Origin of the sequence: Tropicimonas sp. TH_r6 (assembly GCF_033101155.1) — a bacterium.
GTDB lineage: Bacteria > Pseudomonadota > Alphaproteobacteria > Rhodobacterales > Rhodobacteraceae > Tropicimonas.
Window position 1 is genome coordinate 107873 of the sequence record NZ_JAWMPX010000013.1, and the last position, 14374, is coordinate 122246.

The 14374-nt window shown below is 63.4% G+C and carries 13 protein-coding genes; 6 read left to right on the plus strand and 7 right to left on the minus strand.

Features of this window, described 5'->3' with window-relative positions; translation table 11 throughout:
* Window positions 1–209: 209 nt before the first annotated feature.
* From R3X27_RS14040 to R3X27_RS14050, 3 genes are all read right to left on the minus strand, one after another.
* Window positions 210–1013, minus strand: coding sequence for a hypothetical protein (locus R3X27_RS14040; RefSeq protein WP_317709494.1), 804 nt, complete (start codon window positions 1011–1013; stop codon window positions 210–212).
* A 195-nt stretch (window positions 1014–1208) separates the two neighbouring features.
* A complete protein-coding gene (gene glnA, locus R3X27_RS14045) occupies window positions 1209–2615 on the minus strand; it encodes a type I glutamate--ammonia ligase (protein WP_317709495.1) in 1407 nt (468 codons plus the stop codon).
* A 61-nt stretch (window positions 2616–2676) separates the two neighbouring features.
* The gene (locus tag R3X27_RS14050; protein WP_317709496.1) at window positions 2677–3015 is read right to left on the minus strand and encodes a P-II family nitrogen regulator; all 339 of its coding nucleotides are present in this window, start codon (window positions 3013–3015) and stop codon (window positions 2677–2679) included.
* Window positions 3016–3194: 179 nt separating this feature from the next.
* On the opposite strand from R3X27_RS14050, the gene R3X27_RS14055 reads away from it, so the two are divergent.
* The gene (locus R3X27_RS14055; RefSeq protein ID WP_317709497.1) at window positions 3195–4796 is read left to right on the plus strand and encodes an NAD(P)H-hydrate dehydratase; all 1602 of its coding nucleotides are present in this window, start codon (window positions 3195–3197) and stop codon (window positions 4794–4796) included.
* 15 nt (window positions 4797–4811) lie between these two features.
* Here R3X27_RS14055 and R3X27_RS14060 read toward each other — a convergent pair whose 3' ends face one another.
* A complete protein-coding gene (locus R3X27_RS14060; RefSeq protein WP_317709498.1) occupies window positions 4812–5420 on the minus strand; it encodes a pyridoxamine 5'-phosphate oxidase family protein in 609 nt (202 codons plus the stop codon).
* A gap of 133 nt (window positions 5421–5553) precedes the next feature.
* Entirely contained in the window at window positions 5554–6393 is an 840-nt protein-coding gene (gene mazG, locus R3X27_RS14065; RefSeq protein ID WP_317709499.1) for a nucleoside triphosphate pyrophosphohydrolase, read from the minus strand.
* Between the two features lie 63 nt (window positions 6394–6456).
* Here mazG and R3X27_RS14070 point away from each other — a divergent pair, with 63 nt between their 5' ends.
* Both R3X27_RS14070 and R3X27_RS14075 read left to right on the plus strand, forming a co-directional pair.
* A complete protein-coding gene (locus R3X27_RS14070; RefSeq protein WP_317709500.1) occupies window positions 6457–7632 on the plus strand; it encodes a M20 aminoacylase family protein in 1176 nt (391 codons plus the stop codon).
* Between the two features lie 387 nt (window positions 7633–8019).
* Complete coding sequence (locus tag R3X27_RS14075) at window positions 8020–8646, plus strand: VPLPA-CTERM sorting domain-containing protein (RefSeq protein WP_317709501.1); 627 nt, start codon at window positions 8020–8022, stop codon at window positions 8644–8646.
* A gap of 223 nt (window positions 8647–8869) precedes the next feature.
* Here the strand turns inward: R3X27_RS14075 and R3X27_RS14080 are convergent, their stop codons facing one another.
* Window positions 8870–10747, minus strand: a complete 1878-nt coding sequence (locus R3X27_RS14080) for an SLC13 family permease (protein ID WP_317709502.1) — start codon at window positions 10745–10747, stop codon at window positions 8870–8872.
* A 202-nt stretch (window positions 10748–10949) separates the two neighbouring features.
* The gene (locus R3X27_RS14085; RefSeq protein WP_317709503.1) at window positions 10950–11234 is read right to left on the minus strand and encodes a hypothetical protein; all 285 of its coding nucleotides are present in this window, start codon (window positions 11232–11234) and stop codon (window positions 10950–10952) included.
* 62 nt (window positions 11235–11296) lie between these two features.
* Here R3X27_RS14085 and prfA point away from each other — a divergent pair, with 62 nt between their 5' ends.
* The 3 genes from prfA (at window position 11297) to R3X27_RS14100 (ending at window position 14171) form a co-directional block, all read left to right on the plus strand.
* Entirely contained in the window at window positions 11297–12352 is a 1056-nt protein-coding gene (gene prfA, locus R3X27_RS14090; protein WP_317709528.1) for a peptide chain release factor 1, read from the plus strand.
* Between the two features lie 7 nt (window positions 12353–12359).
* On the plus strand, window positions 12360–13205 hold the full coding sequence (gene prmC / locus R3X27_RS14095) for a peptide chain release factor N(5)-glutamine methyltransferase (protein WP_317709504.1): 846 nt from the start codon (window positions 12360–12362) through the stop codon (window positions 13203–13205).
* A 213-nt stretch (window positions 13206–13418) separates the two neighbouring features.
* Window positions 13419–14171, plus strand: coding sequence for a DUF4167 domain-containing protein (locus tag R3X27_RS14100; RefSeq protein ID WP_317709505.1), 753 nt, complete (start codon window positions 13419–13421; stop codon window positions 14169–14171).
* The last annotated feature ends 203 nt before the right edge of the window (window positions 14172–14374 follow it).

Below are 14374 nucleotides of genomic sequence, written 5' to 3' on the forward strand. Positions count from 1 at the left end.
AGGGCCCGTTCTTTCGTCGAAGCTCCGGATCTTCAGGGATCGTTTGGCACGACCGGGTCGCCCTTCGCGCCAATTGCAGGGCAGGCAGCCAGTGTACTGCCCGCACCAACTCACGAATTGGCTTCACAACGGGTGCTCATCTCGATCCATCTTGAGGACACGAGTCGATCCATCGTGAGGACACGAGGACGCGCGCCCCGGATTTGCGCTCAGGAGGCGCCGAGCCGCAGGCGGCCAGAGGCCGGCCCGGAGGCGCGCTGATCCAGCCGCCCAAAGCGGCGCTCTGCCCTGAACCGTCGCAGCCAGAGCAAGCCGAATCCGCCAAGACACCCGAACAGGCTCGGTGGCAGCGGAACGGCGACATCCGCGTCGGACCCAATCCCGCTCGCGGCAAGCGCTTCGAGGGACGACACGTCGCCCGAGTAGGTGATCTTGTCAGGCCCGTCGATGAAGCGAAGGGAAAAGCTCGACTTGCCGAAAGTCGACAGGTCGAGCAGGTCTGGTGGAGTGTCATCGGTCGACTCGCCCGTGTTCTGCAGGTCCTTCAGCTTGATTTTCAGGCTCGAAAACTCGTACGTGCCAAGCGGCCCGAAACCGGGTCCGTCCTTGAATTCGGAGCCCCCCAGGGCCAGGCTTGCGTTCGACCCACCGCCGATGAATTTCGACCAGTATTCTGCATCCGCCACAGAGCCGCTCTCATAACTCCCGGTCTCCCAGGAAAAGGCGAAAACGCTGTCTGTAATGCTGGTCGTCTCTCTTGCGCCGGCAGAATTTCCCGGTGCGTTTTCGTCGCGCGTCGTGCCCAGCGTGAAACTGCCGAAGATCTGAACCTCCTCCGACAGGTCGAACGGCGACTCCGCAACCGCGCCTTTCATATCCATGATGTCCAGCACGTAGTCGTATCTGACCGTCTCGGCCCGGGCGGGGAAGGACACACCAACCAGACAGAGAACGCAACTCACGGCAATGCGGACCACCGCAGGTGCACGACAGATTCTGGATGCAAGGTCCATTCGTCTTTTTCCGATCGGCTTTCTACTCGATACCGTTCTCCGGCCTGCCCCTTCTAGGATCGGAAGACTAAAAAAGAGCAAAAGAAGCCAAGAGTTTCCCAAATTGTTGTCCAACTATTCTTTGGCAACACAGCACGAAAAAGGAGGCGCCCGCGAAGGCGCCTCCTGCTGTCACTGTCCCTGTTTTTCTTGGGTTTAGCAGCTGTAGTACAGCTTGTATTCCATCGGGTGCGGCGTGTGCTCGTAGGCGTAGATCTCTTCCCACTTGAGATCCATGTAGCCTTCGATCTGGCTCTTGGTGAATACGTCGCCGGCCAGCAGGAAGTCGTGATCGGCCTCCAGGCTTTCCATGGCTTCGCGCAGGGAGGCACAGACCGTCGGGATACCGGCCAGTTCTTCGGCGGGCAGGTCGTAGAGGTCCTTGTCCATGGCTTCGCCCGGATCGATCTTGTTCTTGATGCCGTCGAGGCCGGCCATCAGGAGGGCTGCGAAGCACAGGTAGGGGTTCGCTGCCGGATCGGGGAAACGAGCCTCGACGCGCTTGGCCTTCGGGCTTTCGGCCCACGGGATCCGAACGCAGCCGGAGCGGTTGCGGGCGGAGTAAGCGCGCAGAACCGGGGCTTCGAAGCCGGGGATCAGACGCTTGTAGGAGTTGGTCGACGGGTTGGTGAAGGCGTTCAGCGTCTTGGCGTGCTTGAGGACACCACCGATAAACCACAGGGCCTCGTCGGAGAGGTCGGCATATTTGTCGCCGGAGAAGAGCGGCTTTCCGTCCTTGAAGATCGACATGTTGACGTGCATGCCAGTGCCGTTGTCGCCAGCGATCGGCTTCGGCATGAAGGTGGCCGACTTGCCATAGGCGTGGGCAACGTTGTGGATGACGTACTTGTATTTCTGCAGCTCATCCGCCTGATGCGTGAGCGAGCCGAAGATCAGGCCAAGCTCGTGCTGACAGGACGCCACTTCGTGGTGGTGCTTGTCGACCTTCATGCCCATGCGCTTCATGGTCGAGAGCATCTCGGAGCGCAGGTCATGGCTTTCATCGGTCGGGTTGACCGGGAAATAGCCGCCCTTGATACCCGGACGATGGCCCATATTGCCCATCTCGTACTCGGTATCGGTGTTCCAGGAGGCGTCCACGGCATCGACCTGGTAGGAGACCTTGTTCATGTCGACCTGGAAACGAACGTCGTCGAACAGGAAGAACTCGGCTTCCGGACCGAAATAGGAGACGTCGCCGATACCGGAGGATTTCAGGTAGGCTTCGGCCTTTTCGGCGGTTCCGCGCGGGTCGCGATCATAATGCTCGCCGGTGTCAGGCTCGACGACCGAACAATGCACGGCGAGGGTTTTCTCGGCGTAGAACGGGTCCATATAGGCGGACTCGGTGTCGGGCATCAGCTTCATGTCGGACTCGTCGATCGACTTCCAGCCTGCGATGGAGGATCCATCGAACATGAAGCCTTCCTCGAGAAAGTCTTCATCGACCTGGTCGGCCATCACGGTGACGTGCTGGAGTTTGCCGCGCGGGTCGGTGAAGCGGATATCGACATAGGCGACGTCTTCGTCGGCGATTGTCTTGAGAACGGCTTCCTTGCTCATGTGAACTTGGTTCCCTCTTTGTCTGTTGAACTGGTGTTAACGATGATGATGATTGCGCGGCTCAAAGGGCTTCGTCGCCGTCCTCGCCGGTGCGAATGCGGACCGCCTGCTCGACCGTGGAGACGAAGATCTTTCCGTCGCCGATCTTGTCGGTCTTGGCCGCAGTCACGATTGCGTCGATGGCGGTGTCGAGCTGATCGTCCGGAAGGACGACTTCGATCTTCACTTTGGGCAGAAAATCTACGACATATTCGGCACCGCGATATAGCTCGGTATGGCCCTTCTGGCGACCGAACCCTTTGACCTCGATGACGCTCAGACCCTGAACACCCACGTCCTGAAGAGCTTCCTTCACGTCGTCGAGCTTGAAAGGTTTGATGATCGCTTCGATTTTTTTCATGGTGTCGGCCGACTCCCTGTGATCCGTCCCGGTGAATCCTCAGACCATCATCCCCGGGGCGGGACAATTCATGAGGCGGGGCGGAGCCGGTAGGGAAAGGGTCTTTCCGAAGGCTGTGGTTAAAAATTAAGCAAGTTGCTCTGGTTGTGGGCAAACGAAAAACAAATGAGGCGAATCCGATGACCGAACTTCTGACATCTGCCCAAATGCGCGCCATCGAGCAGGCGGCTTTCAATACGGGTCAGGCGAGTGGTCTGGAATTGATGGAGCGCGCCGGGGCGGGTGTTGTCGCGGCGATCTACGAGCGCTGGCCGGAACTGGCGGAGAGAGCGCGCGAAGCCGTCGTCTTCTGCGGTCCGGGGAACAATGGCGGCGACGGATTCGTCATCGCGCGGTTGCTGCGCGAACGGGGCTGGGTTGTGCAGGTCTTCCTCTATGGCGAGGCCGACGGGTTACGCGGGGATGCGCGGGAGAATTGCGCACGCTGGCGCGAGCTGGGGCCGGTCACGGAGTTCGCGGACTGGGCGCTGGCCAGCCACAAGGCGCCCGATCTTGTCGTTGACGCGCTGTTCGGAACCGGGCTGACCCGGCCGCTGCCACAGGAACTGGACCAGGCGCTGGCGGATTTCGAGGCCGGGTTGCCGGAAGGCGCGGCCCGGTTCGCCGCCGTGGATGCGCCGTCGGGGCTGTGCATGGATTCCGGGCGGGTGCTGGAACGACCGGGGAATACGGCCGGGCGTTTGCCTCTGCGACAGGCGCTGACGATTTCCTTTCACACGCTCAAACGCGGGCATGTGCTGGCTGAGGGCCCCGAATGGTGCGGCGAGGTGCAGGTTGCCGATATCGGGCTGAAGGAGCGCGAGCTGCGGCGGGCCGAGCCGGGGCTCGTTCCCGTTCTGAAGGACATGGCGACGCTGGCCGCACCGCGCAGCGACTTGCTGCTCAAGGGCGGCGAGGAAACGCCGCGCGGGCACAAGTATGATTACGGACATGCGATTATTGTCTCTGGCGGGCCGGGGAGGACGGGCGCGGCCCGGTTGGCGGCGCGGGCCGCTCTCAGGGTCGGCGCGGGGCTGGTGACGCTCGCAGCACCCGGCACGGCGATCGCGGAATGCGCCGCGCAGGTCACGGCGATCATGCTGGCGCGCTGCAATGGCGCATCGGAACTGGGCGCCTTGCTGGAGGACGAGCGGCTAAATGCGCTCTGTCTTGGGCCGGCATTGGGGGTCGGAGCCGGAACGCGGGACATGGTGCTCACGGCCCTTGGCAGCCGGCGACGCTGCGTTCTGGACGCCGATGCGCTGACTTCTTTCGCCGAGCACCCGCCGAGCCTGTTTGCGCATCTGCATTCGAAGGTCGTGCTGACTCCGCATATGGGCGAATTCGCGCGGCTCTTCCCGGATATTGCCGACCGGCTGCGGGCCGAACCCGCGAAAGGGCCGGTCTATTCCAAGGTGGACGCAGTGCAGGAAGCAGCGGCCCGCGCGGGCTGCCTCGTCTTGCTCAAGGGGCCGGACACGGTGATCGCCGAGCCGGGCGGCCGCGCTGTTGTCAGCGCGGCCAGTTACGGGCGTGCCGCGCCCTGGCTGGCGACAGCGGGCTCCGGCGATGTGCTGGCGGGGCTGGTGACGGGGTTGCTCGCTCGCGGCGGCTGGCCAATCGACGCGGCCGTGACCGGAGCCTGGCTGCATGTCGAAGCGGGGCGACAGATTGGCCCTGGGCTCATTGCCGAGGATATTTCGGAAGCGCTTCCCGGGGTGTTGAGGCAGCTCCTGAGCTGAGGCAGGGCAGTTGGTCTACCACATCCTGTCGCGCGCATAGTCGGCATAGCCGGTATCGTAGCCTTCGGCGTCGAAGCCGTCATCGCGGGCACGGATAAACGCTCCGGCGGTCGGAACGCTGTCGCTTTCGTCGCCACGACTCCAAAGGCGCGAGCGCATCAGCGCCTTGGCACATTGGAAATAGGCCTCTTCGACGGAAATGACGATGACCGTCCTGGGGTGCTGCCCGTTTTGATCGAAGCTGTCGAGCATGTCCGGATCTGCGGTCACGATCGCACGGCCGTTGACGCGGACCACGTTGTTGCAGCCGGGGACGAGGAATAGCAGGCTCACGCGCGGATCGCGGACGATGTTGCGCAGCGAGTCGATCCGGTTGTTGCCGCGCCAATCCGGTAGCAGGAGCGTCCCGGGATCTGCGACGCGCAAGACCGGTTCGACATCGCCGCGCGGGCTGGCATCGGTGCCTTCCGGGCCAACGGTGGTCAGGATGGCGAAACGCGCGGCCTCGATCCACTGGCGGTAGAGCGGCGTGATGTGGTCGACCACCTTGTCCACAGAGGACGGGATGGCAGGTCCGTAGATCTGGTCGAGCGTATCAAGATCGGTAATCGGGCTGGTGGGCATGGTGGCGGATCCGGAGCGGGCTTTGGGACAGGGTGTTCGGGCAGCCTAGCAGATTGCGCGCCCTTCGGCGCATTGCTTTCGCGCGCTGCGCGCGGTTCGGGCTTGAGACCGGGGCCTCGCTCGAACCGTCCTATCAGGTCTCTGGCTTGGGTCGTGGTGCGGCGGATCGCTCGGCAGTCTTGGCATCGTTCCAGAGGGCATCCATTTCCTCCAGCGTGGAGGCGGCCGGCGAGCTGCCCCTTGCGTGGAGTGCGTCTTCCACTGCGCCGAAACGGCGGGTGAACTTGGCGTTGGTCCGGCGCAGCGCCTGTTCGGGCTCGATGCCGAAATGGCGGGAGAGATTGGCCAGCACGAAGAGCATATCGCCCATTTCATCCTCGATGGCATCGCGGTCGCCGGATTTGGAGGCCTCGGCAAGCTCCTCGGCCTCTTCACGGATCTTGTCGAGGACCAGATCGGCATTGTCCCAGTCAAAGCCGACGCGGGCGGCGCGTTTCTGCAGCTTGTAGGCCCGCAACAGCGCGGGCAGGCCGAGGGCGACCCCGTCCAGCGTGCGGTGCTCTCCCTTCTCCTTGCGCTCGGCGGCTTTGACGACCTCCCAGTCGCGGGTCTGCTGCTCGGCGGACTTGTCGCGGCTTTCGGTTCCGAAGACATGCGGATGGCGGGCGACCATCTTGTCGGAGATCGTGTCGGCGATCTCGGCGAAGGTGAAGCGGCCTTCCTCCGTGCCCATCTGGGTGTAGTAGACGACTTGCAACAGCAGGTCGCCCAACTCGCCCTTGAGCTCGTCCCAGGCCTCGCGCTCGATGGCGTCGGCGACCTCGTAGGCCTCTTCGATCGTGTAGGGCGCGATGGTGTCCCAGCTCTGTTCGATATCCCACGGGCAGCCGGTCTCAGGGTCGCGCAGGCGGGCCATGATTTCCAGCAGGCGCGGCATGCCGCCCTTGGGGTCGAAGATCAGGGAATCTGGCATGGGCTTCGCTCCGGCCTTGTTCTAGGGTCGCGTCGAATTAGGGCGCTTTCGGGAGATATGTCCATGCCGGTTCTCAATCGTATCGCGGGATATGCAGAGGAAATGCAAGGCTGGCGGCGCTGGTTGCACCGGCATCCCGAGCTTGGGCTGGATCTGCCTGTGACCGCCGCTTTCGTGGCCGAGCGGTTGCGGGAGTTCGGCGTGGACGAGCTGCATGAGGGTTATGCCGAGACGGGTATGGTGGCGCTGATCCGGGGACAGGCAGAGGGCCCGGTGATCGGGCTCCGGGCCGATATGGATGCGCTGCCGATTTTCGAGGAAACCGGGGCCGAACATGCTTCGGAGACCGAGGGGCGGATGCATGCCTGCGGCCATGATGGGCACACGACCATGCTGCTTGGGGCGGCGAAATACCTCGCCGAGACACGGCGTTTCGCCGGCACGGTGGCGCTGATCTTCCAGCCGGGCGAGGAGCTGGGCGGCGGCGGCAAGGTGATGTGCGACGAGGGCATCATGGACCGGTTCGGCATCGAGCAAGTCTATGCGCTGCATAACTCGCCGGACATGGAAGCCGGGCGGTTCGCGACGCGGGTCGGGCCGATGATGGCCGCTGTCGATGATTTCGAGATCACGCTGCGCGGCGTTGGCGGACATGCGGCCTGGCCGCAGGATTGCGTGGACCCCGTGGCGGCCTGTGTCCAGCTGGTGTCTGCGCTGAACACGGTGCTGACGCGCAATGTGAGCGCCTTCGAGAATGTCGTGTTGTCGGTGACCCAGATCCAGGCGGGACAGGCGACCAATGTTGTTCCCGCCGAGGGGCTGGTGGCCGGGACGGTGCGGTGCTTCACGCATGAGGCACGAGCGCTGATGAAGCGGCGGATCGGGGAGATCTGCGACGGGGTGGCCTTGTCCATGGGGGTAGAGGTGGCGCTCGACTATACCGAGGATTACCCGCCGACGATCAACCATCCCGACGAGACCGGCTTTGCCGTCGAGGTAGCCCGCGAAGTTGTGGGCGAGGATCGCGTCGATCCGGACTGGCCGGCAGAGATGGGCGCGGAGGATTTCTCCTTCATGCTGGAGGTTCGCCCGGGAGCCTATCTGTTCCTCGGACAGGGAAAGGGGCCGCGCTGCCATCACCCGGCCTTCGATTTCAACGATGAGGTGGCGCCGATCGGGGCGAGCTATTTCGCGCGGCTTGTCGAGCGGGCCTTGCCGTTGGACGGGCACGCGGCGTGATCCGGACGCCGGAAGGGCGCATGCGCGTCCTGTCCATCGTTCCGCGCCTCGTCCCATCTGAGTATCCGCGGGTGGCCTGATACCGTTGCCAGCTGTCCAGAACGAGCTGCGCTCGTTGCCGATTGAGTATGTTCGGAGATTGCGGACCACGCACCCGAAGCGAACCATCGCAGGGCGATCCGATGCGCCCGGCATGTTTCTGTTTTTGCGCCATTATTCTAAGATTCTGGAAATTGTTTCCTCAACGGCGGTCGAAAGGGAAATTGCCACATTAATGTCGAGTTTTAGTAAACTTTTCGATCCTTTCTCACTGATACCCAACGTTTCATAGGCGTGATCGAGATCCGCGATTGAAACTTCTGGGTGCTCTTGGAGGGAGTTATTCGAATGACATTCAAACTCGCATGTGTGGCAGCGTTGTCGCTTCTGGCCAGTGGTGCATCCGCGGCCGTCATGGACTTCGAAACGGCGTCCACCGGGGGTTGCCAGGTTTCGGCCGGCGGTTCGCTCGATGGGTTCACTTTCGCCGGGACAAGCAGCGGAAGCACCTATTCTTCCGGCTTCAACAACACCACGAGCTGTTCTTTCCTTGCACCGACTGCAAAGAGCGGCAGCCAGTTCGTGACCAACTACAACTCCAGGCTCGGCGGGATGGAACACGACACGGACGTGTTCTCTCTCAACAGCCTTTGGGTGCGTGCAGACGAGCGTGTGGGCGCGTCCACCGTTGAGTTCATCGGCTATTCCGGCTCCCTTGGTAGCGCGATCGCCTACTCGATGACCGTCGACATCACGAATGTGTGGTCGGAAGTCATCTTCAGCGGTTGGGACAATCTCAAATCCTTTGCCTGGGACGCCATCTCGCCCGGTTCGAGCAACATCTCGATTGACGACATCACCTATGTCACGGGCAGCCCGGCGGCGGTTCCGCTCCCGGCCGGCCTACCGCTTCTGTTGGCGGGTCTGGGGGCCATTGGCGTTGCCGGACGTCGCCAGAAGGCCCGGAAAGCCTGACAAGTTACGATTTTCGCGGAGATTGGGCGGGCAATGTGCTCGCCCAATTCTCGTTCTCGCGGCATCTGCGGCCGCATCGATCCGAAACGATCGCATTCCACCATCGGACGATTTCTCCAGCCAGCCGCGAAAGGGTTTTTTTGCCATCGCTCCAGCTGGTTTCAAAATGGCCGATCGGCGCGTCTTGTACGGGGCGTAGAAGGATCCGCCTTGGCGACCCTGCTCAATACATGAGGTTGAGCGCCAGCAAGGACACCACGAGAAAGAGCACCGTCATGATCCCTCCTGCGCGGATGAAATCCCGCACGGTGTAGCCGCCCGGCCCCATGAGCAGCGCGTTCACCTGATGGGTCGGGATCAGGAAGGAGTTCGAGGTCGAGATCGCGACAGTCAGCGCGAAGAGCGCCGGGTCCGCGCCGATCCCGAGCGCAATATTGACCGCCAGCGGCACCAGCAGGACCGTGGCGCCGACATTGGACATGACCAGCGTGAAGACCGTGGACAGGACCGCCACCCCGGCCTGCACGACCCAGATCGGCATCCCGTCGAGCACGATCAGCGCCTGGTGGGCGATCCACTCCGCCGTTCCCGTGCTCTGGACCGCCTGCCCGAGCGGGATCAGCGAGGCAAGCAGGAAGACCGTGCTCCAGCTCACCGACTCGTAAGCCTCGTCGATGGAGAGCACGTTGGTCAGGATCATGCCGATGGCCCCCACAAGCAGGCAGAGCGAGAGCCGCATATCGGTGAGCAGCACCAACGTGATCGCCAGCGCGAAGAAGGCCAGCGCCCAGCCGACCTTCTGCGGGCGGACCGTCTCGCGCGGATAATCCTGGGTCACGACAACGAAGTCGCGGTCCTTCTCCATGCGGGTCAGCGCGTCCCAGGCGATATGGCCAAGCAACGTGTCTCCGGCCTGGAAAGGAATCTCGCCGAAATCCACCCCGTCGCTCTCACGCGAATACGCCTTGCCGCCGCGATACATCAGCAAGGGCGCAAGCCCATGCGCCTTGCGCAACCACAGGTCCCGCGCCGACTTGCCGATCACGTCCGAGCCGGGCGGGATCACCACCTCGGCGATGCCGGCCTTGGTTGGCCCAAGATCTTCGGCGAAACCGGCGAGGACCGGGGCCTCTTCCAGATCAAAACAGAACTTGAACGCCTCGACCGCCTCCGGGCCGGCGATGATCGCCAGTCGGGCCGGCGCCTCCAGCACGGTGTCGCGTGGCGGCGAGGTATAGGTCTTGCCCTCATACTGCGTTGCCACCACCTGCAGGCGCATGGCGCGCTGAATGTCGTCGATGGTCTGGCCAACAAGGATGGAGCCTGGCGGGATGATGATCTCGTGGATCGCCCCGTCGATGCCATAGGTGCTCGAGACATATTCCAGCAAAGACTGGCCGCGCGCACCGCTCTCCCTCTTCCGCGTGCCCTTGCCCGGCAGCACCAGATTGCCAAACAGAATGAAATAGGCCAGCCCCGCGCCAACCAGCGCCAGCCCGATCGGCGCCACCGAGAAGAGGCTGAAATCGGCCATCTTCTGGTCGGGTGGCAGGCTCGGGTTGATGCCCTCCATCAGATCGTTGAGCAGGATCAGTGGCGAGGAGCCCACCATCGTCAGCGTTCCGCCGAGAATGGCGCAGAAGCCCATCGGCATCAGCAGCCGCGACATCGGCAACTCCGTACGCGCCGAGATCCGCGAGACCACCGGCAGGAAGAGTGCGGCGGCCCCCACATTCTGCATGAAGGAGGAGATCACCGCGACGGTCGAGGAGATCAGCAGGATAATCCGCCCCTCCGTGCGCCCGCCGACCCTGAGGATCCAGGCAGCAACGGTCGACATCACGCCCGTGCGGTCCAGCCCGGCACCGAGGATCATCACCGCAATGATAGAGACCACGGCGTTGGAGCCGAAGCCGGCGAAGAGGTGGTTCACATCGACAATATGGGAGAGCCCGGGCAACGAGGCCAGGCAGCCCAGCAGCACCATGATCAGGAAGGCGGCCACGTCGACCCGCACGATCTCGGTCACGAAGAGGCCAACCGTCAGCCCGAGCACGCACAGCACCACGATCATCTCGTAGGTGAGGGCTATCTCGCCCATCGGTAACGACCTCCTGTCAAACTCTTCCCTGCCGCAATCACACCCGCTTTGCCTCTAAAACTCAATCCCACGAATGGCGTCCCCCGACATTCCCCACCCGGTCCACGCCGCGAAGCGGCGCCGCCGCCGCTCGAACTCTGTTCGGCGGCGCGCCCCCCCCCTTTCCGCTGGCATGGCGGCGGGAAAAACGGCGACCCGAGCGTCAGGAGCGTTCCGCTTCCGCGGCGGCGAAAGGAGACAGTTCGGGCAGGCGCGAGACCGTGCAGCCTTCCTTGACCTGCCGCCACATCGGATTGTTCAGCGACATCTCGCAGCGCGCAAGAAACATCCGCCCATCCACGTGCAGGCAGATCACTTCGCCCAGATCGACCCGATCCCCGGCTCGATCAGTGCAATAGCAGTCGATTACCTTGCCAGATGGTGTGGTGACATCCGCAAGGCCGCTCCCTGCCCACGCAATGAAAAGAAAGAGCGATAATCTGGCCATGGATCAGCCTAGCACGTCTCGCCCCCTTGACCAAAGCGCCCCGTTCCGGCACGCAACCGGGCATGGTTCCCGAGGAAAGATTGCACGAAATCGCCCAACGCTTCGAGTTTCTCGAAGCCAAGATGGCGTCTGGCGCCGAGCCTGGCGAAATCGCCCGTCTCGCCAAGGAATATGCCGATCTCAAGCCCGTCGTGGCCGAGATAACCGCCTGGAAACAGTGTCGGGCCGATATCGAGGAAGCCGAGGCGATGCTCGACGATCCCGAGATGCGCGAGCTGGCCGAGGAGGAACTTCCCGACCTGCGCGCCCGCCTGCCCGAGCACGAAGGCGCGTTGCAATTGGCGCTGCTGCCCAAGGACGCCGCCGATGCCCGCCCCGCCATGATCGAGATCCGCCCCGGCACGGGCGGTGAAGAAGCTGCGCTTTTCGCCGGCGACCTGCTGCGCATGTATCAGCGCCATGCCGAGGCACAGGGCTGGAAATTCGAGCTGATCACGACGCAGGAAACCGAGCTTGGCGGCATCAAGGAAGCGGTTGCGCATATTCAGGGCGAGGGCGTCTTCGCCCGGCTGAAATATGAAAGTGGCGTCCACCGGGTCCAACGCGTCCCGGAAACAGAATCCGGCGGGCGCATCCATACATCGGCGGCGACGGTCGCCGTGCTGCCCGAGGCCGAGGATGTCGATATCGACATTCCCGCCACGGATATCCGCATCGACACCATGCGCGCCTCCGGCGCCGGCGGCCAGCACGTCAACACCACCGATTCCGCCGTCCGGATCACCCACCTGCCAACCGGAATCGTCGTGACCAGCTCGGAGAAATCCCAGCACCGCAACCGCGAGATCGCGATGCAGGTGCTGCGCGCGCGGCTCTACGATGCCGAACGCCAGAAGGCCGATGACGCCCGTGCCGCCGACCGCCGCAGCCAGGTCGGTTCGGGCGATCGCTCCGAGCGCATCCGCACCTACAATTTCCCGCAAGGACGCATGACGGATCACCGTATCAACCTCACGCTCTACAAGCTGGACCAGGTCATGCAGGGCGATCTCGCCGAGGTGATCGACGCCCTCACAGCTGATGATCAGGCTCGCAAGCTGGCCGATCTGGACGGGTAAGCGGAGGATGCAGACGGTTCAGGAAGGGCTGGCAAAACTTGCCCGCAGACTCGTGAAAGGCGCGATAGACAACCCGGCCCGCGAGGCCCGGCTTCTGCTCGCCCATCAGCTCGAGATCGACCCGTCCCGGCTCTCCCTGCATCTGCGCGACCCGCTCGCCGCGACTGATCTCGCGGCGGCCGGGACACTGGCCCAGCGGCGTTGCGCGGGCGAGCCAATCAGCCATATCCGTGGCTATCGCGACTTCTGGGGACGGCGATTCTCGGTCGATTCCCGCGTGCTCGACCCCCGCCCCGAGACCGAGGAGCTGATCGCAGAATCCATGAGCGCGCCGTTTTCCAGGGTATTGGATCTCGGCACCGGCTCCGGCTGTATCCTCGTGACGCTTCTGGCGGAGCAATCGGAGGCGGTCGGGCTTGGTGTGGATATCTCGGAGGCCGCTCTTGAGATTGCCCGGACGAATGCACAGTCTCACGCCGTCATCCCGCGTTGCGAGATGAATGTTTCCGATTGGTATCAGAGAGTTGACGGGCATTTCGACCTGATCGTCTCGAACCCGCCCTATATCGCCCTGTCGGAGATGGCAGCGCTCCAGTCGGAGGTGTTGGCGCATGAGCCCCGTATCGCCCTGACTGATGAGGCCGACGGGCTGGCCTGTTACCGCAGGATTGCCGCCGGCGCACCGTCCCACCTCGCCCCCGGAGGACGCCTCCTCGTCGAGATCGGCCCCAGCCAGGGCGCGGCCGTCGCCGCGATGTTCGACGCGGCCGGGCTTGAAGAGATCGCCATTCGCCCCGACATGGATGGCCGGGACAGGGTCGTGTCGGCACGGCTCGGAGTCGCTAAAAGGTGACGTTTACCTGCCGAAACAGCCAGTTTGACGGCGCGAGAGCGGTTTTTCCCTTGTCACCGCCGCCGACCCATGCCAATCAGGCCTAGCACGGAGCGTTGGGCGAACGGCCCCCCGCGCAGATAGTCACAACAATTTGGACCACCCGGCGGGAATACATACCGCAAACCGAAAACTAGGTCCGGAGCCCGCAACAAGGCGGAAACGTACAAAACAATGAGATCACAAAAGTCACGTTCGCGTTCCAAGTCGAACCGTCAGCGCTCGGTCGGAAACATCGTCAACCGGGTCTTCGATTCGTCCGGCCCGGAGGGCAAGGTGCGTGGCACCCCGCAGCAGATCATCGACAAGTACAACCAGCTCGCCCGCGACGCCGCGCTTGGAAATGACCGTGTTGCCATGGAGAATTTCCAGCAGCACTCGGAACATTACACCCGCATGCTCGGCGAGGCGCAGCGCGAGCAGGACGCTCGCCGCGAGCAGCAGGAACAACAGCAGCGCGACCGCCAGCGCGATCGGCACGACAACAACAACCAGGGTGGCGGCCAGGGCGGCCAGCCTCAGCCCCAATCTCATTCCCAGCCTCGCCCGCAGCAAGCCGAGCCGGAGGGACTGCGATCGGTCGAGCCAATCGGATCCGCGTCGGATGTGATCGAGGACGAGATCCAGAGCTCGCCCCAGCCGGACCTTCTGATCGACACCTCCCCGAAGTCTGACTCTCCCGCGCCGCAGCCGGAAACCGCGCCTGCCGCACCGGCGGAGAGCAAGCCAAAGCCGCGCCGTGCCCGCAAGCCCAAGCCCAAGACGGAGACGCCGGAAGCACAGGGCGAGGAGCAGGCAGCTGACCCCGCCCCCAAGCCGAAGCGGACCCGCAAGCCGAAGGCGAAGCCCGAGCCGGAATCCTCCGAACAGGGCGGGGCCGCGCAGGTTCAGACGGATGGAAACGACTCGCCCGAAGCGGCTGAGTGACATTGCGGTCGCGAAACACCCGGTTGCAAATCAGATAGAAATTAGAAATCGCCGCGGTCTTCCGGATCGCGGCGATTTTCTGTTTGGCATGTTTGAACGTGGCATTGGCGGTTCTGTCGACGCAGTGGCCCTTCGCTGCGCGAGCACGGCAACCCGGCGAGCCGCCGGGCCTTCCCCAGCCTTGGGATGACGCCGCCTTCCGC